Origin of the sequence: Roseivirga sp. 4D4, assembly GCF_001747095.1 — a bacterium.
Classification (GTDB): domain Bacteria; phylum Bacteroidota; class Bacteroidia; order Cytophagales; family Cyclobacteriaceae; genus Roseivirga.
In genome coordinates this window covers 1,696,958-1,723,242 of record NZ_MDGP01000001.1, presented here as the reverse complement: position 1 = coordinate 1,723,242, position 26,285 = coordinate 1,696,958, and the positions used below count along the sequence as shown (strand labels likewise).

Below are 26,285 nucleotides of genomic sequence, written 5' to 3'. Positions count from 1 at the left end.
TTGGGATGAAGTTTTTACATAAGATTTTAGAGAAACAGAGGCCTATGTTCGAAAAGGGCGGTAAGCTTGAAAAGCTATACTACCTTTTTGAAGCAGGTGAAACGTTTATGTTTTCACCAGCAAGTACGGCTGGCAATAAAGGCGTTCAGGTTAGAGATGCCATTGACTTGAAAAGAATGATGATGACTGTGGTGATCGCTATGATTCCATGTCTTATCTGGGGTATTTTCAATGTGGGTTACCAGCATCATGTCGCGATTGGAGAAGCTACTTCATTCTTCTCAATTGATAACTTATTATTTGGTGCCCGTTGGGTATTGCCAATCGTTTTAGTGGCCTACGCTGCCGGTGGTTTGATCGAGGCAGTATTCGCAGTGGTTAGAAAACACCCAATCAACGAAGGCTTCTTAGTGACTGGTATGTTGATTCCACTGATCGTTCCTCCAACAATTCCTTTATGGCAAGTGGCTTTGGCTACAGTATTTGGAGTTGTAGTGGGCAAAGAGATTTTCGGAGGTACTGGTATGAACGTACTGAACGTTGCCATGACATCTAGAGCATTTTTATACTTTGCTTATCCACTTCAGATTTCAGGGGAAGTTTGGACACAGTTGGGAGGAGAAACTGCTGTCGATGGTTATTCTGGTGCAACCGCACTTGCAGTAGCAAATAATGTTTCTATTCAAGGTACACAGTCAGTTGTAGAAGGTTTGACACAAGCCAATAATGTTTTGGCATCTCCTTTTGGGGGTGAATTCTTTAGTTTTCAAAACATGCTAATAGGCGGTATCCCTGGATCGATAGGAGAGACCTCTACCTTAATGGCACTAATTGGCGGTGTGATTTTAATAGCTACTGGTGTTGGTAGTTGGAAGATTATTGTCAGCGTTTTCGCTGGAGCATTTGCTATGGGAACTATATTCAACCTAGCGGGTGCCAATGAGTTCATGCTTTTACCTGCCCACTATCATTTGGTTTTGGGTGGTCTCGCGTTCGGTGCTGTCTTTATGGCGACAGATCCAGTTTCTGCCGCACAGACGGAGACAGGGAAATGGATTTATGGAGTGTTAATTGGTATGTTAACTGTGATCATAAGGGTGGTGAACCCTGCTTATCCGGAAGGTATCATGCTTGCAGTTCTATTTATGAATGTTTTCGCTCCACTGATTGACTTTTATATAGTTCAAGCAAATAAGAAAAGGAGGTTAGCTCGTGCAGTCTAATAGATACATTATCATATTTTCTCTGGTACTGACAGCAGTACTTGGAGGTTTGCTTTCAGGAGTGTCTCAGGTATTGGGTCCAACTCAAAAGAAAGCGCAGGATTTAGATACTAAGAAGCAAATTCTTGGTGCCATTCCAGCAGAAAAGGAAGCTTTGGCTGATATGGATGCTGAAGCCATTCTAGCCAGATATGCTGAGGTGATCAGCAGTCAGGTATCTGATTTTCAGGGTAACCTTGTGGATACTAATGAAAAAGGCGGACGGATGATTGCTGAAGAAGTAAGCATCGAAAAAAACTACAAGAAGTCTATTGAAGACAGGATGTATCCGGTCTTTAAATACAGTGCCAATGGGAATGAAGCATATATTCTTCCTGTTTACGGAGCAGGCCTTTGGGATGCTATCTGGGGATTCGTTGCGGTAAATCCTGACTTGAAAAGTGTTAAAGGTGTGAGTTTCGATCACAAAGGTGAAACACCTGGTCTTGGTGCCAGAATTACAAGTGATGAAATTCAGGCCCGCTACAGAGGAAAGAGTCTTTACGATGATAATGGCAATTTTGTAGCTATTACAATGGTAAAAGGTGAGAAGACACCTGAGGATAGATTAGGTCCTAATAAGGTGGATGGTTTGGCTGGAGCAACACTTACAGCTAATGGTGTAAATGATATGTTGTTAAACTACATTAACTACTATCAGAAGTATTTTGACAAGCACGTAAGAGGCGGTGCTATGACCCTAAATAATCAATAGACTTATGAGTACTGAAACTATAGAAGCTCCTGTAGCCAAAGAATCAGAAGCTTTACTATCGAAAAGAAGGAAGAAGTTTATTACTGATCCTTTGAATGATGACAACCCAATTACGGTTCAGGTTTTGGGTATATGTTCAGCACTGGCGGTAACAACGCAAATGAAGCCTACAATGGTTATGGCATTGTCTGTAATCTTTGTAATGATTTTCTCTAACCTGATTATTTCACTTTTAAGAAATGCTATCCCAGGCCGAGTTAGGATTATCGTTCAATTAGCGATTGTTGCTACGTTGGTAACACTTGTTAATGAAGTTTTGAAGGCTTATGCTTTTGACATCTATAAGCAGTTATCTGTTTTCATTGGATTGATTATTACTAACTGTATCGTAATGGGTAGACTTGAAGCTTTTGCCTTGGGTAATAAGCCTTACGACTCGGTACTTGATGGACTAGGCTCAGGTCTGGGTTACTCTTGGATTATCCTGGCTGTAGCTTTCTTCAGAGAACTTTGGGGTTCAGGAAAAGTATTTGGTTATGACCTGATGGGGGCAATTGGTTTTGAAAGCTTTGCTGCAAATGGTTTAATGGTTTCTCCAGTAGGAGCATTTGTTGTTCTCGGATTTATCATCTGGGTGCAGAGGTCTAAAACAGGATACGTAGAACATTAAGGAGATAGGATCATGGATTTATTGAATTTAGGTATTAAATCAATTTTTATAGAGAACATGGTGTTTTCCTATTTCTTAGGAATGTGTTCTTTTCTTGCTGTATCTAAGAAGGTTTCAACAGCCTTTGGTCTTGGACTTGCAGTTGTGTTCGTTTTAGGTATCACCGTTCCTATGAACTGGTTATTGAACGAATATGTACTGAATGAAGGCGCACTATCTTGGTTAGGTTCAAGCTTTGCTGAGATTGATCTGTCTTTCTTAAGGTTCATCATGTTCATTGCGATTATCGCTGCAATGGTACAGTTGGTAGAGATGACCATTGAGAAATTCTCTCCATCACTTTACGGATCACTTGGTATTTTCTTGCCACTGATCGCTGTAAACTGTGCTATTCTTGGATCTTCACTTTTCATGGCGCAAAGAGACTATACAATCGGTGAGGCTACTGTTTTCGGATTTGGTTCTGGAACTGGTTTCTTCTTGGCGATTATTGCACTTGCTGCGATTAGAGAAAAGTTGAGATACTCAAACGTGCCTGACGGATTGAAGGGCTTAGGTATTACAATGTTCATTACCGGATTAATGGGTATCGCATTTATGAGCTTTATGGGAATTTCTATCTAAGGAATTCTTAATACAATATTGAAGGGCTTCTTACGGAGCCCTTTTTTTATGTCTTTTCCGGAATCCTTGAACCCATACTTACGTAAAGACATACATGCTTTTGAAAAACGCAGTGATCTCTGCACTTCTCACCTTAATAAGTCTTACAACGCATGCTCAAAAAATATCTAAGGCAGAGGCTTTGGCTGACCTAAATCAACTAGAAAGCTCATTTAGAACATACCATTCAGGTCTTACACGGTATACGCCTATGGACTCTATCAAGTATTACTTTGATAAGGTCAGAAGCGAAATGGGTGATATGGAGGAAGCAGAGTTCTTCGGTAAGGTGACTTATTTGTTGAATAAGGTGCGTTGCGGACACACGCGATCGTCTATGCCACAAAGTGTGAATCAGAGCTTTAAAGCTTCACGTAAGTTCATGCCTATATCAGTTAAGTTCTTGGGTGATCATTTGTTCGTCAGCGATATGGTTGGGTCAACCGGCCTAGAAAAAGGAGATCAAATATTGAACATCAACGGTCTCAATATGGCCCAGATCAAAAAAAGAATTTTCGAACACCACTCCTCAGATGGCTATATAAATACGAGTAAGCATCGTTTGACGGAAAGGTATTTCCGATACTACTATCAGCTGTATATAGATCCAGATGCTGAAGTATATAATATGAATGTTAACAGAGGTGAGCAAACGATGAGAGTCAGTGTGGAAGGAAAAGATTGGGATAATATATCCGCATTGGATACTCCGCTTCCAGAGCAGGCAGTGCTAACACTAAGCCACGGTAAGGAATATAGTTACATGCGGATAGGCACTTTTGTGAACTATTATATGAGACAGGAAGACCTGGATTATGAGACGTTCCTAGAATCGAGTTTCCAAGATTTAAAGGAAAGGGAGGTGAAAGATTTGGTTCTAGACCTGCGAGGAAATGGTGGTGGAGATGATAATTATGGGGCCTTGCTCGTATCCTACTTTGCAAAGAAGAACTTTCGGTATTTTGATAGAATAGAAGTTACCGATGACTATGAGGGTTATGGTAATGTTGCTAAGCGGAATGGAATGAACCTAATGACCTCACACAAAGGGTTATCGACTTGGGAACCACAAGAAAATCGATTCGAAGGAAATGTATATGTGTTGACAGATGGTTGGAGTTTTTCTACCTGTGCTGATGTGGCTACAGTTTTGCACCATAACCAATGGGCTACGTTTATAGGTGAAGAGACAGGCGGAGGTTATGATGGTAATACCAGTGGAAATTCCAGAACTTTGTCTCTTTCTAACTCAGGCATTAGAGTAAACCTGCCGATGTGGAAGTATACCACGGCTAATTTAGGACATGATTATCCAGGTCGAGGAGTTATTCCTGACTATCCTGTCGTACAAACCTTAAATGAGTTCCTATCTGGAAAAGATGCGGTGCTCAACAAGGCCATTGACCTAATTGAGCACCGGTAATCATTATTTGTTTTCTGGTGATACCATTTCATTAATGAGTACTGGCTTACCATAACCTAATTGCTCCAGGCGTTTCATTTGGGTTTTGGCATCGCCCACCACTAACCAGAACATTTTATCTGGGTCTAAGTACTGGCCAGAAAGGTTTTGAATCTTTTCAACCGTCATGTCTCGCACAATGGCTTCACGATCCTTTACGTAGTCATCATCCCATCCGTAACGGCTAATGTTCTGGAGCATGCCCAGTTTAGAACCAGCAGTTTCGAACGCTCTGGCATTACTTTTAATCAGGAAGCTTTGAGTTGTTTCAAGGTCTTTTTCAGTAAAGTCCTGAGCATAATCAGTTAGTATTTCTTTTACCAATTGGCTGGACTCTAACGTTACATTCGATCTTACACCACTAGATATGGTGAATGCTCCTGCTTCATTTGTACCAGAGAACCTTGATCTAATACCGTAGGTATAGCCCTTACCTTCTCTCAGCTGCTGTGTTAATCGAGAAGCGAAACCACCACCGCCTAAGATGTAATTCATGACTGTTGCTGGATAGTAATTGTCATCCGTTGCAGCCAATGCCGGGTAGCCTATGCGCAATACAGACTGCTTGGCATTCGGAACATCGTAGAAGAACACTTTTGACTTATCAGGGCTGTCTGGCGTTTTGTATACTGGAATCTCAACAGCCTTAGCTGTCCACTTACTTTCTAAGTCGCTAAGAGAGTTCATTACTTCTTCTTGGCTGATATCCCCAACAATATGCATTGTCGCAATAGAAGGGGAGATGTTCTTTTCGTAAAAGGCCTTTAGGTCGTCAACACTGATCTCACTCACTGAAGATTCTGAGCCAAGAATGTTCTTGGATCTAACATTATCCTTACCATAAATGAGAATGTTATAGGCGTTTGTTGCAATGGCATTTGGGTTAGCCTCTTGCTGTTTTATTGAGCTGATTACACTTTGCTTTCTCAATGTGAATTCTTGTTCGTCCCAACGAGGTTCTAATAGCATCTCTTCTACCAGATCCATAGTCTTCTGGTAGTTACGCTTGAGCGTGTTTCCTGTAATAGAAATACGCTCCGTTCCAGCAAAAATATTGATTGAAGCTCCCAATTGAGCAATTGCCTCTTCCAGTTCTTTAGGCGATTTAGATTTTGTGCCTTGCGTCATCAGGTTGGCTGTAAGATTGGCTACGCCAACTTTATTAATATCATCTAGCAATAGCCCTCCTTCAATTGAGATATCGAATTGCACCAGAGGGACTTCATCATTTTCTATTCCAAGGACCTTCATACCATTGCCCAATTCAGCTTTCCACACTTCTGGAATCACGACCTCAGGTGTTTGACCATAAGGAGGCTCTTGCGTTCTGTCAAAAGTAGACGGTGTACGCTCGTATTCGGCCTGAATGGTTGCATCGAAAGTTTCTTCAGCACCTTGAACTATCTTTTCTTCGACAACATCCGCTTTAACGGATCCACTGAGCGCCTGGGCAGTTCTGCCCTTAGGTACCATACTGGTGGCAATGAAGTTTTTCCCTTTGATATATTTGTTGTAGACATTCATTACATCTTCTACTGTCACGTTCATGATGTTCTGAATATCTTGTTTCACAAACCCCGGGTCATTGGCAAAAATATTGTATTGAGCGAGTTGAAATCCTTTTCCTAATACACTACTCAGGCTATTGTAGAAGCCCGTTTCCTGCCCAGCTTTTATACGGTCTAAGTCTTTTTGAGGAATCCCTTCATTCTCAAACTTTGCAAATGCCTCTTGAACTGCGTCTGAAACATCATCTAGATTCTTATCAGAGAATGCCCTTACTGATAACTGGAATTGCCCAGCTAACTCTGAGGTTCTATTGCCCATTCTTGCACCAGAACTTAATTTCTTGTCTTCAACCAATACTTGATAAAATGGTGCCTGTTTACCTCTGGACAGGTATTGCCCTAAAACTGTTAGCGCATAAGAATCTGGGTGATAGAGTTCCACAGTAGGCCAAACCATGGTCAGCTCGGGCAGTCTGGCGAAATTATCTTCATGATAAAGCTTTACAGTCTCATCAACTCTTCCAGGCCTCTTCTCGAGGGCTGTAATTTCTTCACCTCTGGGAATCTCGTCAAAGTACTTCTTAACCCATGCCTTGGCTTGATCAGCCTCAAAATCTCCGGCAACAACTAATGTGGTGTTATTAGGGACATACCACCTTCTGAAAAATTGTTTTACATCATCTAAAGTGGCTGCCTGAAGATCTTCCAGTGAGCCGATAACTTGCCAGTTATAAGGGTGGTCGTTGGGGTAGAGCTGTTTGTCAATGATATATGAGGTGTGACCATAAGGTCTGTTATCTACGCCCTGACGCTTTTCATTTTTCACCACTTGCTTTTCTTTGGCAAGTACAGGATCGGTTACTGTATTGATAAACCAGCCCAGCTTATCAGCTTCTGCCCAGATCATTTTTTCTAATGCATCTTTCGGTACAGTTTGGAAGTAGTTAGTACGGTCTCTACTGGTAGAACCATTGGCACCAGAACCTCCAATCCTTGCACTCATTTTATCAAGTCCACCTTTACCAAGGTTTTCGGATTCTAGAAAGAGCAAGTGTTCAAAGAGGTGAGCAAAACCCGTTCTTCCTTCAATTTCTCTTGCAGAACCCACGTGAGCTGTAAGTGCTACAGCTACTACAGGATCGGACTTATCAACATGGAGGATTACCTCGAGCCCATTGTCAAGGGTGAATTTTTCGTAATCAACCTTGAATTCCGGTTGATCGTTTGTCCCTGCCGATTGACATGACCAAATAGTCAAAGAAATAGAAAGCGTAATTGCTGATATGAGTCTGAACCTTTTCATAATATAAATTTAGGAATCAGACGAGTATAGGCAATTAATCAGTCAGTCACAATCAACTTAGGACAATGAGAGGAAAGAAAAAGAAAAAAGCAAAGAATGCTTAGTCCCTTGTCGCGATGGTACTGACATTAATGCCTTGAATATCAGTGCCGTTGGCGTCAATAGTGAGGCCTACCCATCCTTCAATGGTGGCAGACTTAAATGGGAGGTAGGCAATGTCATTCCAAATAAGAAGGCTTGCCGCAGTCAGTTCGCCATTTCTGAATTGGCTAACAAACATGTCTTCATCACTGGCATCAATAATCACGTTAGCATCAATGATAGTACCATCTGGGAGTAACCTCAACCCCTGAAAGGACTGTTCAGTACCGAAAATCTCAAAATCAGAATCATCACCTGAAACGGAAAATCCGTTCACAGCTTTTACCGTCAATAGAATATTGTCCGTCCAAGTCACCAATTGAAATAAAAGGTCTGACGAAATATTGCCATCTAAATCCAGATTGGCTTGGAAAAAAGTAGAATCTCCAGTCTGAAGAGATTGAGCAAATGTAATCTCAGAAACATCAGAGCTATAAACAACATCCTCCTGACTTGTATTACCCACTTGTAAGAATTCAGTGGCACCTCCACCACCTCCTCCAAGACCATCGTCAGGGCCATTAGAACAGCTGAAAGCGATAATTGCGAGTAGAGAGAGAAATAAGGACTTTTTCATAATCATAATGCTAATGTAGAAGCGACAAATTTATGTAAAAACACATCAGTACCGATATAACGAACAGATAATAAATCGATACATGTCAGTAATTAAACAATTCATTGATTGCTTCACCTAACTCGAGATGTCAAATTTTGTTTTCTAAATGAGCTAATCGAAAATACCAGTGGGAAAGCCATCAATACTTCCAACGTTCTTTAAGGCCCAATAGTCTCTCAGCTCATCTTCTGATTTCTTTGCAGCCCAATCGTTTAAGATTTGTCGATCCTCTTTGTAGTCCATATAGGGAACGGCAAAACCACAAGAAGTCTGTACAGATTCTATTTCAACAACAAAGATGTTTCTGGCTCCAGGGTTCTCATTAAACTTATTCATATACTCATTCCATTCAGCATCCTGACGGTGTATCGTTTTAGCAGAACCATAAACTCTCAAGATTAATGGCTTACCTTCAAAAGCACAGAACATCAGTGTGATTCGATTAACCAGCTTAAGGTGAGCCGCTGTCTCATTACCACTGCCCGTGAGGTTAAGCCAGGCAATCCTGCTAGGAGATAGCACACGAAGAGAATCTGTCCCTTTGGGCGAAACATTCACCCTTCCTTCTTGTGCTGCCGTTCCGGTAAAGAACATCTTTTGGTCTTCGATAAACTCAATTAATTGAGGTTCAAGGTGATCGTAAAATTTGGCCATAGGATAATATTGAAACTAAGCATAAAACATAGCTCATTAACGCCAGAATATGCTTTTGAGTTTAAAAATTCAAAAAGCATTTTGAGCTGAAAACACTTTAATTACTTTTGGACTTCCCAAAAACAAGATCAGTTTATGACCCACCATTTTCAGACTATCGCTTCGGAACTTAACGTTTCGGTTCAACAGGTAAGCGCTACTGTTAAGCTACTAGATGATGGTGGTACTGTACCTTTTATCTCAAGGTACAGAAAAGAAGTAACTGGGAGTTTAGATGAAGTGGCGGTCGCGAATATTAGAGATAGAGCTCAGCAACTACGAGACCTCGACAAAAGAAAAGAAGCCATTTTAAAGTCTCTCAAAGAGCAGGAAAAGCTCACTCCGGAGCTGGAAGACAAAGTGAAGTCTGCCGAAACTTTGGCTCGGCTGGAGGATATTTATTTACCCTACAAGCCAAAACGCAAGACAAAGGCAAGTATGGCACGGGAAAAGGGGTTGGAGCCTCTCTCAAAGTTTATAATGGAGCAAATAGGGAATGATGTCGATTCGGAAGCTGTCAAATACCTGAATAAGGAAAAGGGTGTAGAGAGTGCTGAAGGCGCGTTGCAAGGAGCACGTGATATTATTGCCGAAACCATCAATGAAAATGCTGAGCTACGCGATAGAATGCGGAAGTTATTCAATCGTACGGCTACCATTAAGTCTAGGGTGATGTCCGGTAAAGAAGAAGCTGCACAGAAGTATAAAGACTACTTCGAATGGGAAGAAACCTTGTCAAAGGCGCCTTCGCACAGAGTGCTAGCCATGAGACGAGGAGAAGCAGAAATGTTTTTGATGCTTGATATCCTACCTCAAGAAGAGGAAGCCATAGCCTTAATGGAAAAGCAGTTTGTAAAGGGTAGAAATGCTTGCGCAGATCAAGTTAAACTAGCGATAAAGGATTGTTATAAGAGACTTTTAAGTCCATCGATGGAGACAGAAACTCGGATGACCTCTAAGAAGAAGGCCGATGAAGAAGCGATTAATGTCTTTGCCAAGAACCTTTCAGAATTGCTCATGGCAGCTCCTTTGGGTGGCAAGAGGGTACTTGCGATTGACCCCGGTTTTAGAACAGGGTGCAAAGTGGTTTGCCTTGATAAGCAAGGTAAACTCCTTCACTTTGAAGCAATTTTTCCGAACGAACCACAGAAGCAAACTGCAAAATCTGGAGCACTCATCTCTAGCTTAGTGAGCAAGTTTAATATTGAAGCTATCGCTATCGGTAATGGTACAGCGAGCCGCGAGACTGAGGCTTTTGTAAACGGAATTGGTTTACCTAAGGAGGTTATTGTGGTTATGGTTAATGAGAGTGGTGCTTCCATCTATTCAGCTTCTGAAATTGCCAGAAAGGAGTTTCCAAATGAAGACGTGACGGTAAGGGGATCGGTTTCTATTGGTCGAAGACTAATGGATCCATTGGCAGAACTCGTTAAACTTGATCCTAAATCAATTGGTGTGGGGCAGTATCAGCATGATGTAGACCAGACAGCCTTGAAAAACTCCCTGGATGATGTGGTGATGAGTTGTGTGAATGCAGTGGGTGTGGAGGTGAATACCGCTTCAGAGCAGTTGCTCACCTACGTTTCGGGCCTTGGGCCTCAACTGGCTAAGAACATTGTTGAGTATCGTGATGCGAACGGTCCTTTTAAGGATAGGCAGGCGATCAAGAACGTCACACGCCTTGGCGACAAGGCCTATGAGCAAGCCGCTGGTTTCTTAAGAATCAGAAATGCTTCAAATCCACTTGACCAAAGTGCGGTTCATCCTGAGTCTTATGGATTGGTAAATCAAATGGCAAAAGACTTAAAGTGTACGGTTGCCGATCTCATCAAGAACGAAGCGCTACGCAAACAGATCGATTTAAAGAAGTATGTGACTGATCAGGTAGGATTACCAACGCTCACAGATATCATTGAAGAATTAGCCAAACCCGGGAGAGATCCTAGGGAGCAATTCGAAGCCTTTAGCTTTGCTGATGACGTCCACAGTATGGAAGACCTCAAAACAGGAATGAAACTACCAGGCATCGTTACAAACGTCACGAATTTCGGTGCCTTTGTAGACATTGGTGTGCATCAAGATGGTTTGGTACACATTTCCGAGATGTCAGACACTTTTGTGAGCAACCCTGCAGAAATCCTATCTGTGCAGCAACAAGTAGAAGTAACCATCACAGGGGTGGATATAGCGAGGAAACGAATCTCTTTATCGATGAAGTCAGGTGATAAGCCTAAACCAAAAAGGAAAGAAAGACCAAAACCTCAACGTAGAGAAAAACAGCCAGAAACGGACATGGCCACTAAGTTGGCCGCTTTAAAAGGTAAGTTCGGAGGGTAGTTTAGACCCTTTCACATGATCAATCACAAATTCCTTGGGGTACTTATTACTCTTTGAGTCGTGACCATCAACAGGAACCTCATAAAGATTCAGCATCAGTTGCATGGGGTAATCGGGTGACTGATTAATCCTTCGAATGAACTTGTCGTCAATATAAAAGTCAACATGCTCAGGCGTCCATTCACAAGCATAAGAATGAAATTCTTTGATATCTAGTTCAAAGTGATCCTCGTAAAACTCATCCTTGATTTTCGGGTCACCAAAGGGGTGAAGGCCGTAACCAATTAATGCTCCATTTTCGGGTTGCTTACTTCCTATGATTTCTACGATACAAATCTCGGCAGAGCGGTTAGGCTGATCCTCAAAACCAATCATCCATAATGCTGCAACATTATCAATGCCTAGGTTTGGAACCCTACACCTAATTTCAAATCGACCATAAAGCGGAGTATAGGTTCGTTGTTTTGGCTGATATTCTCTTACTACCAAGTCTTCGGAAAACCTGTGCTGCCCTAAATTACTTCCAATAGGTCCCGAATAAACTCCTGTTTGGAGATTAGAAACCTTGACTTGGCCATTAAACTCTTCACTCCAAGGCTCTTGATCTTCCGTAATTTGCAGTATGAGCTTGTTATCGATGAGTTGATACTTGGGGTAAGTCTTGTCTCTTGATGACCACTGGGGTAGATAGGTGGGAATCCACAACTCCGCATTTAAAGTGGTTTCGGTAAAGTCATCATAAAACTCAGCGTTTTCCATATCAGCTTGCGGGACAATTTAGTCGAGGTCATGTAAATCGCGCAAGTAAAATCGGAATTCTATACTAGCTTATTGAGAAATCAAATCACCACTCACGTCATTGCAATGCTTTAGTCCGTCCTGTGCTCACAATCGTTTTGAGTTATTCAGATCAGCGAGGCCTAGGTAGAGTTGGGCTAATTGTTCAATAAGGACTTCGCTTTTTCTAAGCCTGCGTCACGTTTGCTCATATAGTCCTCGTATGTCTTTTTGACGACAATGTCAGGCTTAACGCCATGGCCATAGAGCTCTGGCTTATCCACAGATGAATAATACCTGACGATCGGAATGTAGTAAGTGATTTTTGAGTTAGGCAAGGTAATGTCGTATTGCATGGCACTGTTATTCCCATAATAGCCACCGCCAACTTCTCTGCCTACAAATGTCCCTCTTCCGTTCTCATAGAGAATTGAAGCAACGTCTGCCGCAGTCGAAAATGTCTGACCATCTACTAAAACCACTAACTCCCCATTGAAGGTTAAGTCATTGGGCTTTTGAGTTCTTAATCCCCTGTGATAATTAAAGGTGAAGTAGCCAGGTTTCTTCTTGTCTTTCTTCAGTATTACACCGATCCAATTCATCCATTTGGTGTTCGAATAGTCTTTATAATTGAATTTGGAAGTAACAGTTTCCATGCGATCAAAGTATCCGAACTCCTCATTGATAAGGTACTGACAGAGCATTGCACCCAAATAGTCGTCTCCACCACCGTTACCACGTATATCGAGGATGAGCTTCTTTACTCCTTGCTCTTTCATCTGAGCGAATGAGTTTTTCAGAAATTTCTTGTACTTGATGTCTCTACTTTTCAACCAGCCCTTAGCAAATGTGTTGATGTCTAAATAACCGATCCCCTCTGATATGCTGAACTGAGCCAGAGGCTGACTCCAGCGATTTGGTTCAGCACCGTAGCGTTCTATTTTGACTGATTCGTAACCCGCCTTAGTAAGTCCCTGAAAGGTCTTTGTCACTTTTTGTTTGAGGTTAGGAGAGTAGATTTCAAGCTCAAAACTATCGGCTAAACCGTAATGAAGTTGATACAAGTGATAGAAATTGGTTGCTACGAAATTGAATCTTCTCGTTTGATTGAAACCATCAGATATAGTATATCGCTTTAGGTTATTTACAATCTCAAGCATTGAGACACCATTCATTGCAAGAATCTGTGCGCCAATCTCAACCTCTTGGTCGGCTGTTAAGTCGTTCATGATCGTAAAAACACTATCCTCAAAATAGAGGTCAAAGGGAAGTCTATAGTTTCCCGAGTCCAGCTGATTTGTCCATGCCTTTGGTCTCTGCATCCAAGAGTGTCCACAGTTTATGCCAGCGTAGAACTCCTGTAGAAGCCCATAAAATGATTGGATAGAAAGGTCCGTGGTAATAGATTCCTCAATGCCATTGAAACGATCAGCCACTTCTGAAGAGTCACCATACCAATATAGACCTGGGTGGATATCCTGAATTGAATTTTTGAAGACCTGAAAGTCTTCTTGCATCTGTTGAGAGATGAGCATTTTTTGACTCAGGCCATGCTGTGCCATACAGATGAAAGCTATAGAGATGAAAGTGATTTTAATTTGATACCGATTCATGGGCTTTTGTTGTTTGCCATATTACAAACCACAGCTGTGCCATAAACTGTATCTCTTTGGTTTATAGTGTTATAGGATTAGTGTGATCGCCCTGATGAGACAATAATCTACCGTTTTGAAACAATGCAGTGTTTCGAAATGAAACAGGCCGGAAGATTATGAGGGGCTATTTCTTCTTGGTGGGTTTTGGAGGCAAGGTCTTGGCATAGGCGTGAGTCATTTCCATGTAGTGCTTAAGGGTCTCAATGTCCTCAAACAACTCTTGTGGAATTGGCACATACTCTCTCATGACTGCTCCATAAGACTTAAGGTCACCGACATTATATTTTTCCCTAAAAGCAGTATAGTCTTCTTTTCCGAGACGAATACCCAAGATGCCTTCCTTACCCATATAGGTATACATATTTCCATTCATGGAGGTATACCACATGTTTTTACCCTTCAGTTCCATTTCAGGAACCAGAGATACTGCCAATTGAAACTGCTTTAGATTTTCTTCTGGTGGAGGAGTTGCCATATCTTTAAGTTAGAATTAAGAATTAAGAATTAAGAATTATTTTTTGCTAGAAGCTAGAAGCTAGAAGCTAGAAGCTAGAAGCTAGAAGCTCTTCGAATGTTTAATGAAGAATTATAATAAATAGTTGAAAACGATTCTCAAAAGTGAAACTTTACCCAATTACCCAATTACCCAATTACCCAATCACCCAATCACCTAAATTATCCCGCTACACCATCTCCGTCTATATCTTGACCGGTGTACTCTTCCAATGCCTTTAAGGTCTTTACCAAAAGTACTTTGGTGTGATGCAGTTCTTCTTCCAGCCAAGCCACTCTGCCTTCAAGCGAATTAGCTCGGTTTTGTTGATCGCTGATTTGACTTTGCTGCATTAAGTCCCAGAATAATCCCATAGTTTTCGTTGTTTGTTGAATCTAAACTAACGTAAGATAAATAAGAATAATATCTAAGAAAGGCCGGTGGTGTCTGATTCGGCTGAGTGGTCGAAAACAGCCTAATTTCAAAGCGGATTTCAATAATAGGCCTTGGGAAGATAGAACCACTACATTTGCTGTTAAAGTACTTCGAAGTGCTCCACGGTTTTATCAAAAGAAACCATCATCCGCTGAGCCTCTTCTGGTACCATAGCCTTTGAAATGTCTTTTCCGGCAAAGGCCTCAATGGACTCCAATGATTCCCATAAAGTGATCACTAAAAACTCGAGCCCATCAGGTGTTCTTCTTTTTAGAATATCTGCATGTACAAATCCAGGTAATGCGCGAGCGTTCTTGAAAACGACATGATTTAAGAAGTTGATGTATTGATCCTGCGCGTCTTCTTTAAGAATGCATTTCCACTGTCTGGAGATCATAGTCAAGGTACTTTTGGGATTAGTTCGAATAGTCAGAAGTATATACTTTTTAATCTGGTTGTATTCATTGATAGTATTGTACTTTTTAGTGCTGAAATTGCCTAAGTAATTAAACAATAAACACACACAATTATGGCAATTTACAAAGTTCAAAACCAATGGGGTGGAAGCTCTGCTCCTTGGAACGATGGTGGCATCTGGGTTATGGGATGTCGAGACAATCAAAACGTGGTAGCTGTTGAGGCAAAATCTTCAGACAGTGGAGACAACCTTGTAGGTACGATGACCTATGCTGGTGAAGGACCAATTGGCCTTAAAGCAGCAAGAAATGTTGGTAACAGCTATGCTGCCGAAAATCAATGGGGAGGTGATTCCGCACCTTGGCATGATGGCGGTGCATGGTTGGTAGGCTGCAGAGATGGTCAATTCGTTGTTGCATTGGACATTAAGTCTGCTGACGGAGGCAAAAGCTTCGAAGGTACTATGACTTATGCTGGTGAAGGCCCGATTGGCTTCAAGGCTGAATTGGTAGACGGTAGTGCCTACACTACGGAAAACCAATGGGGCGGTAATTCTGCACCTTGGCATCCAGGAGGTGTTATGGTATTAGGCAGACGTAATGGTCAAAATCCTAATGGTTATGACATCAAGTCTGGTGATGGTGGAAAATCATTTGATGGTACCATGAATTATGAGGGTGAAGGCCCAATTGGTTTCATAGGTCAGCGCACCGGATGCTGGAACACTTATGATGTACAAAACACTTGGGGTGGATCTGGAGAAAAGCATCCTGCCGGTGATTTTGTAGTGGGTGCCCGTAATGGACAAGCGACTGTGGCCCTGAACCTTTCTTCTAAAGATGGAGGAAAAAGCCTTACAGGAACTATGACCTATGAAGGCGAAGGACCAATTGGATTTAAAGGGACACTTTTAGCTTAGTCAATTCGATAACTAGAGAAATATTAAGGCTTAGTCTCCTTAATGTAGTTGAACAAAGAAGCCGTGGGTATTAGTACCTGCGGCTCTTTCATTTTAATTATCGACAACCGCCAATTCCGGAATTCTTCACAAAAACAACACATTTTAAAGGCTTCATTGTGATGAGATATTGCTTGATTAAATGACTAAAAGGTTATTAAAGTCAAATATCTCTTCATGCGATTATCAAAAGGAATCCTTCTGTTCTTATTTCTCAATACTGCTTGCTCGAGTTCAGGTCAGGATTTTCAGTCTTTTTCCAACGGAGGTCGGGCAGCCGCCATCAAAGCATATAATCAAGCCGATGCCGAGAAGGCCTATCAGCTTTTTGATGCCTTATGGCAAAACGAATCTACACCACAGGACGATAGACTTGAGGCCGGCCGATACTTGGTAAAGCTGAACTTTAGACAGTTTGACAATCCCCAAATGGCACTGGAAATCATAGATGAACTGATTAAGGAAGAACAGGATGTCAGCCTTGCTTATACCCTTAAGGCAAGAGTTTTATCTGAACTGGGAAAGTATAACGAAGCCACATCATGGGCGGAAAAAGCAGTTGAAACCAGTACCTCAGAAATACAGCATATCAAAGCAGCCTTTATTTATGGAAAGAGTGTGCTCTTGCAGGCGCGAGAAGAGATGCTGAGTAGCGGAGAACTTTCTGAAAATATGCGCAGTAAACTGGCATCAGCTCATCAAAAGCTTGGGGAGTGGTTGAATGCGAGACAGGACAATAGCGACTTAGCAAGACTTTATTTGGGTCATTCGATTTTCTTAGAGAATGGAGAGGAGGCGCTAGAGGCTTGGAGGTTATTCTTCCGGCTAAAGGAACGAGATGTCATTCACCCAAGCCTCATGAAAGATTACGAGGTTTTCGAAAAGGCATTGAAAGGGATAAGCCCGGGAAATGTAGAAAATGACAAAATCATAATTAAAGGCTTGGCCGAATCTGGGTTTGTCGAATATGCCTATATGATGGCCAACCTCAAGTTGGGAGAAGATGCTTTCAAGGATCAAAGCATTAGAGAGGTTGTTAAGTATTATGATTATCTCGGACGCCTTGACAAAACCATAATCTCATTCTATAGAAGAACTGTCAAGGGTTGGGGTCAGCAACAGGATTTACAGGATGGCTTTACCAAGGACAGTCGCTGGTTATGGGATCAACTGGAATGGCCTGGCAGAAAACCCAGCTATTCGCAAAGCCAATTCATCAAAACGGTTGCTGAACAGTTCAAGGGGAGGATTTTATTCAACAGAGTCAGTGGGTTTTATGGGCTGCACGTGGGCCAGATCATCTTGGATGATAGAAGACTCATCAGTCAGTATGATCAATCTGCGGAGTTCAGGTATATCTTATTGGATCATATGTTGTCCAATGGGTATACCACCTGGTTTGCAGATGGTGAGAACTCCGTAGGAGGCTGGGCAACAACACAAGGTTATTTCGTTCAGGTGCGTGCGGATTTGAATAGGGAAATCACTGGTGTCTGGTCCTTATTGAAAGACCCTTCAGAAAGGCGAAAGATGGAAAGCCAGATTGAGAGAATGTCAGTCAACGAAGAAAGAATGCTACAGAGTCAGCCAGTGAGGTACCTGCCAGGGCTTCAATTGAGAATATTGCTCAGTGAAAGCCAGAAGATTGTTGATTCATTAGAACATTCTGGCCTTAAGGGTGATGCTTTGAGGTATGCATTTATCACACATATGGAACGAATAGGTCAGGATTCGAAAATCTATGCCCATGAAGGACGCCACTCTATAGATATGAAGTATGGCTTAGTTTCCGGTTCGGCCAATCTGGAGTATACGGCAAAGCTGTCAGAAATCTATTTCTCTGAAAAGCCCTTGTTCTTCCTGGCCACCATTTTAAGTTCCAATATGGGTAATGGAACTTCCCATGGTGATGCAAATCAAAGGGTATTTGAAAATCTAGTGAAGTGGATGGAAACAAACTCGGCTGAAATTCCTGGTTTTGATACGTCCAAACCCACTATGCTTCAATTGGAGAAGCTAACAGATAGACTATTAAAAAAGGCCATCAGATCACTCGATCCGATGGCCAATTAGACTTATGTTTTTCTATGATTACTTCTTGATGCCTGGAACTCCAATAGGAGCATATTCTTGCCACCAAAGCTTAGGCATTTTCTTTTGTTGGGGGTGAATCTCGTCCAGCGTATCCCCATCATAAAGCCTACCATTAAACATCACATGACTGATGTCCTTGGAGTTCTTAATGTTGTCCAGCGGGTTGCTGTTCAGAATCACCAAGTCAGCGAGCTTACCAACTTCTAGAGAACCCAGGTCTTGGTCTAAGCCGATCGCTTCAGCACCAATGATAGTCGCCACACGTAGAGCATCATACTCTGTCATGCCACCCGACTGTACTGCCCACAGCTCCCAGTGATACCCTAGACCTTGCAACTGCCCATGGCTACCTACACCGGCACGACCACCTGCTTCGACCAGGTCTTTAGCAAAACCAGACTGTTCTACATGTACATATTCTTCTTCCATAAACCAACCCGCATTTCTTCTTCTGGTACGTGAATCAAGGTTAGAATGCGGCATAAAGTGCGTCAACTTAGGATCGGCATGAGGATTTTCAGTCGCATAGAAATAGTTCTCGGTCCACGGCCCCCCATAAGCGACCAACAGCGTAGGCGTATACACCGTCCTTGAAAAAGCAACGAGATCAATGACATCCTTGTAAAGTGGGAAAACAGGGAAGGAGTGTTCATGTCCCGGATAGCCATCAATTACCTGAGTTAAGTTGTTTTTGAAATCAAGTCCACCCTCAGTTGTCGGCATGATGTTCTGCTCATGAGCTGCCTGAATGATCCACTGGCGCTGTTGTCTGTTCCCAGCGCCATACATTTTGATCGTCTTGGTATTGTAGTAAGCACTGTATCGCTTCATCACTTTACGTGCGTGCTCCAGACTGCTCACATTCTCACTCCTGAAAATACCAGGACCAGTAGAATAGATTCTTGGTCCGATTAATTTACCCGCATCTACCAGATCGCCATAGGTAAGCACATCAGTAGTGGCGGTTTGAGGATCACGTGTTGAAGTCACACCAAAGGCCAAGTTCGTCAGGTATGGCCAGAACTGCCCTCTATGAAGGTTCACCGGATGGCGAAAGTGGGAATGCGTATCTACAAAGCCCGGAACGATCGTCTTACCTGAAACGTCAATGACTTTGACTCTTCTACCGGCTTGAATGTTCTTACCAATCTCTTTGATACGATTGTTCTCAATGAGGATATCTGTGTTTTCGAGTACCTCATTGTTCTTCATGGTAAGAAGGCGGGCATTCTTCAATAGAATGGTTCCTTTAGGAATATCACGATCGGCCTTTACCTCAATTCTTCGTTCTGCAGGCTCGTAATTCTTTGGCTTATCATCCTTTTCTTTTTCCTCTTCCTCTTCTTCACTTTTTTCTTCCTCCTTTTTATCCTTAGCGACCTTAGCATCGGCAGCTTTCTGTTCATCAAAAGCTTTGGCGTCAGAGAGGTTATACATCACATGGGCATTACCTATGGCCCAGTGAACGGTATTGTTATCCCAACTCCAGGCAGGGAATTGGCCACCAATATCCGTCAGTTCTCTAGAAGGAAAAGCTGCATTCTTTGCATTAGCTACTGATATTGTAGGCGCCTCTGCGCTCACCTGAGGAACAGTGACCACATATAAGTTGGTGCCTACGGCAGCTAAAGCCTGATCTCCTTCACGAGCCATCTGAATCCAGGATGCACGTGGGGCATTGGAAGAGCCAGGAGTTGCCTTGCCTCTTACCTGAACGTGAGCTTTCTCATCAGTGCCATCCCAACGGATAGAAGTCAAACCTCTGAAACTTGATAGGTAAATGCGATCAGAGTTTTTGACGAAATGTGGATTGCTGCGTCCATTGGTATAGGAAATGAAATTGTTGCCAGAACCATCTGCAGATATCCAAACTAAGTCACTTGTGCCTCTGAATGCTGTGCGCTGTAACGCTTCTCTAAAGTCTTTGGAATTACCTTTAATGGCTACAATTCTACTACCATCATTATTCCAAACAGGGCTTTGAAAGACACCATCTTCTTGGTTGAGTTGCGTTAGGTTACGGCCATTCGGTCTCACCTTGTATACTTTTCCACCTTCGGCTTGCCAGGTCGCAAAGGCTAACCATTCGCCATCTGGTGACCAGGCCGGCTCAGCTTGTGTTTCCTCCAGGTCAACAAGTTTCTTTGGTGTTCCATCCGGCAAATCCATTAAATAGATTTCGTTCAATGCGGTGAATGCCATTTGTTTTCCATCGGGGGATGGGGCAATATCTCGGATTTGAGTGACTGTGAATTGGGGATCGTCAGAGATGGGATAGTCAAAGTCCAATTCCGGACCTAGTTCAATTTTGCTATTTACGCGAAAGGGGATTTCAGTTGCTGTCTTGTTGGCCACATCGATCTTGTGAATCTTACCACCATAAGAAATCACGATATGCTGATTGTCAGGTGTCCAGGAAAAACCAGGTAATACATCTCTGGAAGCTCTCGATTCCTGATCGTCATGTTGAATAGGATAGGCCAACCAACTTTCGTCACCTGTAGTTAAGTCTCTGAGTATAAGTCCGGTTTCAGCATCATGTCTGGTAGCATAGGCCAACCATTTGCCATCGCTGCTAGGGGTTGGGCGGAAAGCAGAGCCATATCGTGAAGTCTGTGTGATTTGTTCGCCCGTAACCCGATCGTATCGCGAGATTTGATATTGAGGCATTGGCGCATTATAGGTCCAAGACCCATTTCTACGCGAATACCAGACATAGCGATCGGTATCGCCAAAGGCGCCTTCAAGCATTCTAAGCTGATTAGGCTCATTGACAAGAGCCGTTCCAGAACCACCATCCACATGATAAAGCCATATTTTATGGAGTCCTCTTGCTTGCTTTGAGGCAATCATATATTTACCATCTGGAGACCATTCAGGGCCTTGATAAGCATTGTTATTGCCTTTTGTCACCTGTTTCTTTTCTTTTGAATCGACCTCAATCGTCCATACATTTTCTCCTCCTGATTCGTCAGAAATGAAGATGACTTTGGAGCCATCAGGACTAAATCTCGGCTGAGAATCGAATTGCATGCCTTCCGTTAGCTGAGTGGCTGTTCCTCCAGATATTGGCATCGTATAGAGGTCGCCCAGAAAATCGAATACGATCGTTTTACCATCAGGACTTACATCTAAGGCAATCCATGAACCTTCGGTAAGGTCAAACTCAAAGGTTCTTCCAGCCTCTAGTGGGAGGTTTTTGTTCTTTTTCTTATCTGATTTAGTGGTGTCTTTCTTGGCGGGAGCATCCTGAGCACTCAACGAGAAAGAAATGGTCAGAGCCAAAGCGGCAATGAAAAGCTTCTTCATAATTGGTTGGTTGTGATTGAAAAGTAGGATAATGTAAACTTATTACTTCAGTTAGTCAAAGGGCATTGGGATGGGAGGAGTATTTTGGGTATTGGGTATTGGGTATTGGGTATTGGGTATTGGGTATTGGGTATTGGGTAGTGCGTAAAGTGTACTTACCAACAGTGTCTTCCGATCGCGAGTCTTTCTCCATCAGAACCTTCCGCAAGAAACCCTTCCATTCTTTCTCCATCAGAGTCTTCCGTAGGAGACTCTGATGAATAATCTTCCACAGGAGACTCTGATGAATAATGTATTTCTGAAGCAGACTCTGATGAAATGGTTGTATCGGCTTAATTATTATTAATGCCCTTTAGTCCTTTTTAGGGCAGTTAATCAATAACTTGAGTCAAGTAAAAAGAGTAAATGATATGATCAATTTCTATAATAAGTTCAAGAAAGGCTTAGCCAAGGGAACAGGCTGCAATTTCAAAGTGATGATGCTTGTCGTGATAGGATGGCTGGCTTACGAGGTGGTGATCCCATTTGTCTAATCCGGAAACTCCGATCAAGTGACCATCGCTATCAGTTTGTTGATGGTATTGAGGTTGCGCCCCGTCATGGTAACTCCTTTGAAAGCACGTCCAATGCGTTCCGCCAGTTTCGATCGGCCAATACCATCAGGTGCGTGAAGGTAGAACACGTTATCAACCAGTTTATATTCCTCAGTAGGGGACTTGAAGGACTCTAAAAGCTCATAGCCTACATTTTGAGGAGTTTGATCACAAAAGAAGAAGTGCACCGCCTTTCCAATATCTGTTGGGAAAGGGTTGTTGTCCGAAGCAGCCTGCAATTCAATAGCACTTATTACCAAAACCCAAGGTCTGAAACCAAAATGACCTTCAACGAGCTCAGATATTTCGTCTGTCGGTTTAGTTTCACTATCGAATACCACATTGCCGCTTTGAATATAGGTTTTGACATTAGAGAAGCCATTGTCTTCCATCAATTTGGTCAACTCTTTCATTGGGACAATGTGCTTGCCACCCACGTTAATGCCTCGCAATAGTGCTATCCAGGTTTCCATTGGCTTAAGATCAATAGAATCACTCAAATTCAATAGTTTTCGAAGGAGAATCTCTCAGGTCAAGTCTCCTCACTGGGATCAGGAGAGGGATTTAATCCCCCGATTTATTTAATTCTTCAATGACCTCTTTGCTTAGACTAATACCAGCAGCCTTTGTGCTTTCTTCTATTTGGCTGGGTCTGCTTCCTGAAATGATGGGAATGATTTTCACCCGTTGGTTCATAATCCAGGCAAGCACTAACTGGTTTTTAGAACAGCCAAGTTGCTTGGCTATTTTTTCAAGGGTGGACATCCTAAGTTGATTGTCTTTTGTGTCATACTCTTGGGGGAGCTCGATATTCCCATCTTTGGAGTAGGCTCCGGAAAGAAGTGTCGAATAAGCAAAGAGCGTTAGCTCTGGTCTATAGCTAACATAGTCAATCATCTCTTCGTCAATTATCCGTTGCACCCAAAAGTCAGCATTGTACTTTGGTCGCAGATAAGAGAATTTTTGTTGGACAGCGCAGTACTGGGGAAGACCTTGGGCTTTGCTCAAGTTGTTACTTTCCTCTATCCTCCAAGACCATGTATTACTCGTTCCTATTTCTCGGATTTTACCTTGTTCCTTAAGCTTTTGAAAGGCATTGAGGCGTTCTTCTATTGGGTACTCTGGAAAGTCAATATGCCCATACATCAGATCGATATAATCAGTTTTGAGTCTTTTCAATGATCCTTCCACAGCCTGAATAATGGTGTCATGTGATAGTCCTTCTAATGAAATATTATCAAGGTTGCCATCAAAGGATTTAGGGCGTGCACCACACTTAGTAGCTAATATGATCTTATCCCTTTGTTGATGCTGAAGCCAGTTTCCTATAGTTTGTTCGCTTTCATCGCCTATTCCACCTTCCATCCAGAAGGCATAGTTATTTGAGCTATCCAGAAAATTGCCGCCATTATCTAGAAATGTTTCGATGACACTTTCTGATTGTTTTTGGTTCGTCTTTGTTCCAAAATACATAGTGCCGAGGCACATTTCTGAAACTTTAAGATTGGTGTTGCCGAGTGTTGTTTTCTTCATTTTATCCTTTGTGTATTGTTTATACTTATCAAGAAATCGATGCAACACCGATTACTCTTGATAAGGTTAATGCTTTGATTGTTAATCGTGAGTCTTTGTGGAATCTGAAACCAATCGGTTGATCTCTTTCAATTCTTTCTCGGTCAGGTCGCGCCATTTCCCAACGGGAATATCCAGTCCTACATTCATAATGCGGGTGCGCTTGAGTTTTGTCACCCGATAGCCCAGGTATTCACACATGCGCCTGATCTGACGGTTGAGTCCCTGTGTAAGCACAATTCTAAATCGGAATTTGCTTAGGACTTCTACCTCACACTTTCTTGTTACGGTGCCTAAAATAGGAATGCCGTTACTCATTTTCTTTGCGAAATCACCATGGACAGGTTTGTTCACCGTGACCATATATTCCTTTTCATGATGATTGCGCGCGCGAAGAATCTTGTTCACGATATCACCATCATCTGTCAGGAAAATAAGGCCCTCACTAGGCTTGTCTAATCGACCTATTGGGAAAATCCGTTTCGGATAATTGATAAAGTCAATAATGTTGTCCTTCTCAACCCTGGTGTCCGTAGTACAAACAATACCAACGGGTTTGTTAAAGGCCAGATAGACATTCTTTTTCGCCTTGGCTTCTGAAATAAGCTTACCATTAACCCGTACTTCGTCACCCTCGTGAATTTTTGTACCCATCTCAGGTACTTTTCCGTTGATGGTCACTTTTCCCTGCTCAATTAGCTTGTCTGCCGCTCTGCGAGAGCAATAGCCAACTTCGCTAAGGTACTTGTTGATACGGGTGCTTTTGGTTTCTGACATGGGTGAATTGAGCTCCAAAAATAAGCCTTTCTTCCCGATGTTGGAAGGGGCATTGTCTGATGAATGGATTCGGTTCTTGTTTGTTTTTTGGTAGCTTGTGATTCAACCTTAAGCTTTATGGATCAACTATCAACCATTATCCTCGGTGCCTCCCTATTTATCATCATGCTGGGCATGGGACTTTCACTTGTTACGGACGACTTTAAACGGGTATTGATCTACCCAAAGGCGGTCATCGTTGGGCTGGTCAGTCAGTTGGTATTGCTTCCGATTATCGGCTTTGGTGTAGCTTCATTATTTGATGTTAGGCCAGAGATTGCTGTGGGAATAATGATTTTAGCCGCCTGTCCTGGTGGACCAACTTCTAATTTGATTGCTCATTTGGCGAAGGGTAATACGGCCTTGTCGGTCACTTTAACGGCTTTCAGCAGCTTTATCACCATACTGACCATTCCTTTCATAGTGAACTTTGCTTTAGAGCAGTTTATGGATCAAAGTGAGTTCATCAAACTAGATGTCATCCAAACGATCCTTCAAGTGATGGTCATCATCATTATTCCGATTGTGGTAGGTATGATGATTCGAAAGTACAAAACTGCCTTCGCCCTGAAGATGGAAAGACCTGTGCGGATCGCTTCGGGGGTAGTGATTATGCTGGTAATAGTGGGGCTTTGTGTCAAAGAGAAAGACAATATGCTTCCTTATTTGCAGGAGGCAGGCTTAGTATCGCTTGTCTTAAATGTCGTGACCATGTTTGTGGGTTATCGAATGGCGAAACTCTTCAGCTTAAACGATAAATCAGCGGTATCCATTTCTATTGAATCGGGGATTCAGAATGGTACGCTGGCCATTTCAATAGCTGTAGTATTGCTCAATAATACTGAGTTTGCCATAGCACCAGCGGTTTATGGTTTGTTGATGTTCTTGACCGGTGGGGTAGTGATTTATTGGTCCAGCAGGAGGTTTGCTAAATACAAAAGCGATTAACTGATCTGCCTTTTTAGAATTGACTCGTACCCTTCCACCAATACCTTTAGACCCTCTGAAGTTTCCTGTGGTGTGATGGTGATCTCTAATTTGGCGCTGTTCTTTTTTGGTTTTCTCAGAAAACTCAGGCCATTTCCTTTTTTCGGGAAGTTGAGTTCTATTTCCCCATCTATAATCTCCATTTCAAAGTCCGCAGTGACTACAGCCTTTTCCACTTGAGACATTTGTAGAGGAACCAGCGTGATAAGAGGTACATGCACTTCACTTGTAACTTCGTTGCCAGAGGCATCAACACTCGGGTATTCGAGAATTACAGTTTTTGGGTCAAGTATCGTCTTCTTGGTCACCTCATCGGTTTCCGGATCCTTTATTTCTCTGGTATTCTCTTCGAAATACTTATCCAGCAGGCCGACATTTTTATCCATCAGCGAATCACTAGCATTAATGATGGCATCATGGATGGCATTGACGAATGACTTAAAACTGATCATGGCTTTTGGGCTAAGGAGTTTGGTGTGGAAGTATAAGTATCAAGCACCTTGATAATACCTGGAGAGATATTCAGTGAAGTAACCTGATGTTGGCTAGGAGAATGTGCAAATCCTCCTGTTGAAATCTTTACCGAATTCATTGGGTCTTTGATCAAGGGCGCTTGAGTCATCAGCGTGTACTCCAGTGAGGATAGCGTGATGCCGACTTTAGGTTTCGAATGACTTGATGCTTTCGTTTTTCTAAAGGACGGCTTTCTTGCCCCTGATGGACTGTGCTTCACCACAGCTTTTGGGACAGTTTTTAGCAGTTTATCCCTAATGGACTTGAACAAAGATTTGAGCTTGCTCATAGCT

General features: G+C 42.4%; 24 protein-coding genes. 10 read left to right on the top strand and 14 right to left on the bottom strand.

All coding sequences use genetic code 11. The annotated features are described in order from the left end of the window. The first annotated feature begins 5 nt into the window (after positions 1 to 5). The 5 genes from BFP97_RS07460 to BFP97_RS07440 all read left to right on the top strand — a co-directional run bounded on the left by BFP97_RS07460 (position 6) and on the right by BFP97_RS07440 (position 4,733). Positions 6 to 1,223, top strand: coding sequence for an NADH:ubiquinone reductase (Na(+)-transporting) subunit B (locus BFP97_RS07460; protein WP_069841816.1), 1,218 nt, complete (start codon positions 6 to 8; stop codon positions 1,221 to 1,223). Then, a complete protein-coding gene (nqrC, locus tag BFP97_RS07455) occupies positions 1,213 to 1,977 on the top strand; it encodes an NADH:ubiquinone reductase (Na(+)-transporting) subunit C (protein WP_069841815.1) in 765 nt (254 codons plus the stop codon). Before BFP97_RS07460 ends, nqrC begins: the two co-directional genes overlap by 11 nt. A 4-nt stretch (positions 1,978 to 1,981) precedes the next feature. Next, entirely contained in the window at positions 1,982 to 2,647 is a 666-nt protein-coding gene (locus BFP97_RS07450) for an NADH:ubiquinone reductase (Na(+)-transporting) subunit D (RefSeq protein WP_069841814.1), read from the top strand. A gap of 12 nt (positions 2,648 to 2,659) precedes the next feature. Beyond that, positions 2,660 to 3,271, top strand: a complete 612-nt coding sequence (gene nqrE / locus BFP97_RS07445; RefSeq protein ID WP_069841813.1) for an NADH:ubiquinone reductase (Na(+)-transporting) subunit E — start codon at positions 2,660 to 2,662, stop codon at positions 3,269 to 3,271. A gap of 94 nt (positions 3,272 to 3,365) precedes the next feature. After that, positions 3,366 to 4,733: a S41 family peptidase gene (locus BFP97_RS07440; protein ID WP_069841812.1), complete on the top strand. Its 1,368-nt coding sequence runs from the start codon at positions 3,366 to 3,368 to the stop codon at positions 4,731 to 4,733. A gap of 3 nt (positions 4,734 to 4,736) precedes the next feature. Here the strand turns inward: BFP97_RS07440 and BFP97_RS07435 are convergent, their stop codons facing one another. The 3 genes from BFP97_RS07435 to BFP97_RS07425 form a co-directional block, all read right to left on the bottom strand. Then, positions 4,737 to 7,583 (bottom strand): M16 family metallopeptidase, encoded by a 2,847-nt coding sequence (locus tag BFP97_RS07435; RefSeq protein WP_069841811.1) that lies wholly within the window; start codon positions 7,581 to 7,583, stop codon positions 4,737 to 4,739. Positions 7,584 to 7,683: 100 nt separating this feature from the next. Then, a complete protein-coding gene (locus BFP97_RS07430; protein WP_139135221.1) occupies positions 7,684 to 8,301 on the bottom strand; it encodes a hypothetical protein in 618 nt (205 codons plus the stop codon). Positions 8,302 to 8,454: 153 nt separating this feature from the next. Continuing rightward, positions 8,455 to 8,997, bottom strand: a complete 543-nt coding sequence (locus tag BFP97_RS07425; RefSeq protein ID WP_069841809.1) for a pyridoxamine 5'-phosphate oxidase family protein — start codon at positions 8,995 to 8,997, stop codon at positions 8,455 to 8,457. A gap of 135 nt (positions 8,998 to 9,132) precedes the next feature. Between BFP97_RS07425 and BFP97_RS07420 the strand changes: the two genes are divergently transcribed. Further along, a complete protein-coding gene (locus BFP97_RS07420) occupies positions 9,133 to 11,373 on the top strand; it encodes a Tex family protein (RefSeq protein WP_069841808.1) in 2,241 nt (746 codons plus the stop codon). Here BFP97_RS07420 and BFP97_RS07415 read toward each other — a convergent pair. The 5 genes from BFP97_RS07415 to BFP97_RS07395 all read right to left on the bottom strand — a co-directional run bounded on the left by BFP97_RS07415 (position 11,350) and on the right by BFP97_RS07395 (position 15,130). After that, positions 11,350 to 12,132, bottom strand: coding sequence for a glycoside hydrolase family 16 protein (locus BFP97_RS07415; protein WP_069841807.1), 783 nt, complete (start codon positions 12,130 to 12,132; stop codon positions 11,350 to 11,352). The two genes, BFP97_RS07420 and BFP97_RS07415, sit on opposite strands and share 24 nt — an antisense overlap. A gap of 176 nt (positions 12,133 to 12,308) precedes the next feature. After that, positions 12,309 to 13,763, bottom strand: a complete 1,455-nt coding sequence (locus tag BFP97_RS07410; protein WP_069841806.1) for a S41 family peptidase — start codon at positions 13,761 to 13,763, stop codon at positions 12,309 to 12,311. A gap of 166 nt (positions 13,764 to 13,929) precedes the next feature. Then, positions 13,930 to 14,280, bottom strand: a complete 351-nt coding sequence (locus BFP97_RS07405) for a hypothetical protein (protein WP_069841805.1) — start codon at positions 14,278 to 14,280, stop codon at positions 13,930 to 13,932. Positions 14,281 to 14,480: 200 nt separating this feature from the next. Continuing rightward, entirely contained in the window at positions 14,481 to 14,672 is a 192-nt protein-coding gene (locus BFP97_RS07400; protein WP_069841804.1) for a hypothetical protein, read from the bottom strand. A gap of 161 nt (positions 14,673 to 14,833) precedes the next feature. Continuing rightward, positions 14,834 to 15,130, bottom strand: coding sequence for an antibiotic biosynthesis monooxygenase family protein (locus BFP97_RS07395; protein ID WP_139135220.1), 297 nt, complete (start codon positions 15,128 to 15,130; stop codon positions 14,834 to 14,836). A gap of 132 nt (positions 15,131 to 15,262) precedes the next feature. Here BFP97_RS07395 and BFP97_RS07390 point away from each other — a divergent pair, with 132 nt between their 5' ends. After that, entirely contained in the window at positions 15,263 to 16,069 is an 807-nt protein-coding gene (locus BFP97_RS07390; protein WP_069841802.1) for a lectin ESA-2, read from the top strand. Between the two features lie 216 nt (positions 16,070 to 16,285). After that, the gene (locus BFP97_RS07385; protein ID WP_069841801.1) at positions 16,286 to 18,181 is read left to right on the top strand and encodes a tetratricopeptide repeat protein; all 1,896 of its coding nucleotides are present in this window, start codon (positions 16,286 to 16,288) and stop codon (positions 18,179 to 18,181) included. Positions 18,182 to 18,199: 18 nt separating this feature from the next. On the opposite strand, the gene BFP97_RS07380 is transcribed toward BFP97_RS07385, so the two are convergent. Continuing rightward, a complete protein-coding gene (locus BFP97_RS07380) occupies positions 18,200 to 21,511 on the bottom strand; it encodes an amidohydrolase family protein (RefSeq protein ID WP_069841800.1) in 3,312 nt (1,103 codons plus the stop codon). A 383-nt stretch (positions 21,512 to 21,894) separates the two neighbouring features. On the opposite strand from BFP97_RS07380, the gene BFP97_RS20700 reads away from it, so the two are divergent. Continuing rightward, the gene (locus BFP97_RS20700; protein WP_170827424.1) at positions 21,895 to 22,044 is read left to right on the top strand and encodes a hypothetical protein; all 150 of its coding nucleotides are present in this window, start codon (positions 21,895 to 21,897) and stop codon (positions 22,042 to 22,044) included. Positions 22,045 to 22,058: 14 nt separating this feature from the next. Here BFP97_RS20700 and BFP97_RS07375 read toward each other — a convergent pair whose 3' ends face one another. The 3 genes from BFP97_RS07375 to rluF form a co-directional block, all read right to left on the bottom strand. Next, entirely contained in the window at positions 22,059 to 22,577 is a 519-nt protein-coding gene (locus tag BFP97_RS07375; protein ID WP_069841799.1) for a DUF1697 domain-containing protein, read from the bottom strand. 91 nt (positions 22,578 to 22,668) lie between these two features. Next, positions 22,669 to 23,637: an aldo/keto reductase gene (locus BFP97_RS07370; protein ID WP_069841798.1), complete on the bottom strand. Its 969-nt coding sequence runs from the start codon at positions 23,635 to 23,637 to the stop codon at positions 22,669 to 22,671. A gap of 81 nt (positions 23,638 to 23,718) precedes the next feature. Further along, entirely contained in the window at positions 23,719 to 24,453 is a 735-nt protein-coding gene (gene rluF / locus BFP97_RS07365) for a 23S rRNA pseudouridine(2604) synthase RluF (protein ID WP_069841797.1), read from the bottom strand. A gap of 117 nt (positions 24,454 to 24,570) precedes the next feature. On the opposite strand from rluF, the gene BFP97_RS07360 reads away from it, so the two are divergent. Further along, complete coding sequence (locus tag BFP97_RS07360) at positions 24,571 to 25,440, top strand: bile acid:sodium symporter family protein (protein ID WP_069841796.1); 870 nt, start codon at positions 24,571 to 24,573, stop codon at positions 25,438 to 25,440. On the opposite strand, the gene BFP97_RS07355 is transcribed toward BFP97_RS07360, so the two are convergent. Together BFP97_RS07355 and BFP97_RS07350 are read right to left on the bottom strand one after the other, a co-directional pair. Next, positions 25,437 to 25,931: a DUF2589 domain-containing protein gene (locus BFP97_RS07355; RefSeq protein WP_069841795.1), complete on the bottom strand. Its 495-nt coding sequence runs from the start codon at positions 25,929 to 25,931 to the stop codon at positions 25,437 to 25,439. The genes BFP97_RS07360 and BFP97_RS07355 overlap by 4 nt on opposite strands. After that, complete coding sequence (locus BFP97_RS07350; protein ID WP_069841794.1) at positions 25,928 to 26,281, bottom strand: hypothetical protein; 354 nt, start codon at positions 26,279 to 26,281, stop codon at positions 25,928 to 25,930. Before BFP97_RS07350 ends, BFP97_RS07355 begins: the two co-directional genes overlap by 4 nt. Between the last annotated feature and the right edge of the window lie 4 nt (positions 26,282 to 26,285).